This is a genomic window from Streptococcus sp. 9903 (genome assembly GCF_013276625.1).
In the GTDB taxonomy this organism is placed as follows: Bacteria; Bacillota; Bacilli; order Lactobacillales; family Streptococcaceae; genus Streptococcus.
Map to the genome: position 1 here is coordinate 1 of NZ_VMLI01000024.1, position 2,351 is coordinate 2,351.

Annotated in this window: 1 tRNA gene and 2 rRNA genes; all 3 read right to left on the bottom strand. The window is 50.8% G+C overall.

The features are described 5' to 3' along the window. A 23S ribosomal RNA gene (locus tag HT696_RS10555) occupies window positions 1-773 on the bottom strand; the annotation flags it as partial. A gap of 125 nt (window positions 774-898) precedes the next feature. Beyond that, window positions 899-971 (bottom strand) — tRNA-Ala (locus HT696_RS08920). Between the two features lie 51 nt (window positions 972-1,022). Then, a 16S ribosomal RNA gene (locus tag HT696_RS08925) occupies window positions 1,023-2,351 on the bottom strand; the annotation flags it as partial.

Sequence of the window (2,351 nt, forward strand, 5' to 3'; positions counted from 1 at the left end):
GCTTTATCCTACACTCTTTACCTACAGAGCACACTTCCGTTCTGCTCATGGGTAGGTCACATGGTTTCGGGTCTACGTCATGATACTAATTCGCCCTATTCAGACTCGGTTTCCCTACGGCTCCGTCTCTTCAACTTAACCTCGCATCATAACGTAACTCGCCGGTTCATTCTACAAAAGGCACGCTCTCACCCATTAACGGGCTCGAACTTGTTGTAGGCACACGGTTTCAGGTTCTATTTCACTCCCCTCCCGGGGTGCTTTTCACCTTTCCCTCACGGTACTGGTTCACTATCGGTCACTAGGGAGTATTTAGGGTTGGGAGATGGTCCTCCCAGATTCCGACGGGATTTCACGTGTCCCGCCGTACTCAGGATACTGCTAGGTACAAAGACTATTTTAAATACGAGGCTATTACTCTCTTTGGCTGATCTTCCCAAATCATTCTTCTATAATCTTTGAGTCCACATTGCAGTCCTACAACCCCGAAGAGTAAACTCTTCGGTTTGCCCTCCTGCCGTTTCGCTCGCCGCTACTAAGGCAATCGCTTTTGCTTTCTCTTCCTGCAGCTACTTAGATGTTTCAGTTCACTGCGTCTTCCTCCTCACATCCTTAACAGATATGGGTAACAGGTAGTACCTGTTGGGTTCCCCCATTCGGAAATCCCTGGATCATCGCTTACTTACAGCTACCCAAGGCATATCGTCGTTTGTCACGTCCTTCTTCGGCTCCTAGTGCCAAGGCATCCACCGTGCGCCCTTATTAACTTAACCTTATTTTTCTGACCTTTCAGTCATAAACTCTTATTAATACTACAGCGTTTTCGGTTTATTTTCTTGTTACTATTTGATATAGATATTCAATTTTCAATGTGCATTACTTGGTGATCTCTCACCAATGGAGCCTAGCGGGATCGAACCGCTGACCTCCTGCGTGCAAAGCAGGCGCTCTCCCAGCTGAGCTAAGGCCCCACAAGACCTCTCAAGACTAAACAAGACCAATGCGCAGTTCCTTATCCTTAGAAAGGAGGTGATCCAGCCGCACCTTCCGATACGGCTACCTTGTTACGACTTCACCCCAATCATCTATCCCACCTTAGGCGGCTGGCTCCTTACGGTTACCTCACCGACTTCGGGTGTTACAAACTCTCGTGGTGTGACGGGCGGTGTGTACAAGGCCCGGGAACGTATTCACCGCGGCGTGCTGATCCGCGATTACTAGCGATTCCGACTTCATGTAGGCGAGTTGCAGCCTACAATCCGAACTGAGACTGGCTTTAAGAGATTAGCTTGCCGTCACCGGCTTGCGACTCGTTGTACCAGCCATTGTAGCACGTGTGTAGCCCAGGTCATAAGGGGCATGATGATTTGACGTCATCCCCACCTTCCTCCGGTTTATTACCGGCAGTCTCGCTAGAGTGCCCAACTGAATGATGGCAACTAACAATAGGGGTTGCGCTCGTTGCGGGACTTAACCCAACATCTCACGACACGAGCTGACGACAACCATGCACCACCTGTCACCTCTGTCCCGAAGGAAAACTCTATCTCTAGAGCGGTCAGAGGGATGTCAAGACCTGGTAAGGTTCTTCGCGTTGCTTCGAATTAAACCACATGCTCCACCGCTTGTGCGGGCCCCCGTCAATTCCTTTGAGTTTCAACCTTGCGGTCGTACTCCCCAGGCGGAGTGCTTAATGCGTTAGCTACGGCACTAAACCCCGGAAAGGGTCTAACACCTAGCACTCATCGTTTACGGCGTGGACTACCAGGGTATCTAATCCTGTTTGCTCCCCACGCTTTCGAGCCTCAGCGTCAGTTACAAGCCAGAGAGCCGCTTTCGCCACCGGTGTTCCTCCATATATCTACGCATTTCACCGCTACACATGGAATTCCACTCTCCCCTCTTGCACTCAAGTTAAACAGTTTCCAAAGCGTACTATGGTTAAGCCACAGCCTTTAACTTCAGACTTATCTAACCGCCTGCGCTCGCTTTACGCCCAATAAATCCGGACAACGCTCGGGACCTACGTATTACCGCGGCTGCTGGCACGTAGTTAGCCGTCCCTTTCTGGTAAGATACCGTCACAGTGTGAACTTTCCACTCTCACACTCGTTCTTCTCTTACAACAGAGCTTTACGATCCGAAAACCTTCTTCACTCACGCGGCGTTGCTCGGTCAGACTTCCGTCCATTGCCGAAGATTCCCTACTGCTGCCTCCCGTAGGAGTCTGGGCCGTGTCTCAGTCCCAGTGTGGCCGATCACCCTCTCAGGTCGGCTATGTATCGTCGCCTTGGTGAGCCGTTACCCCACCAACTAGCTAATACAACGCAGGTCCATCTGGTAGTGATGCA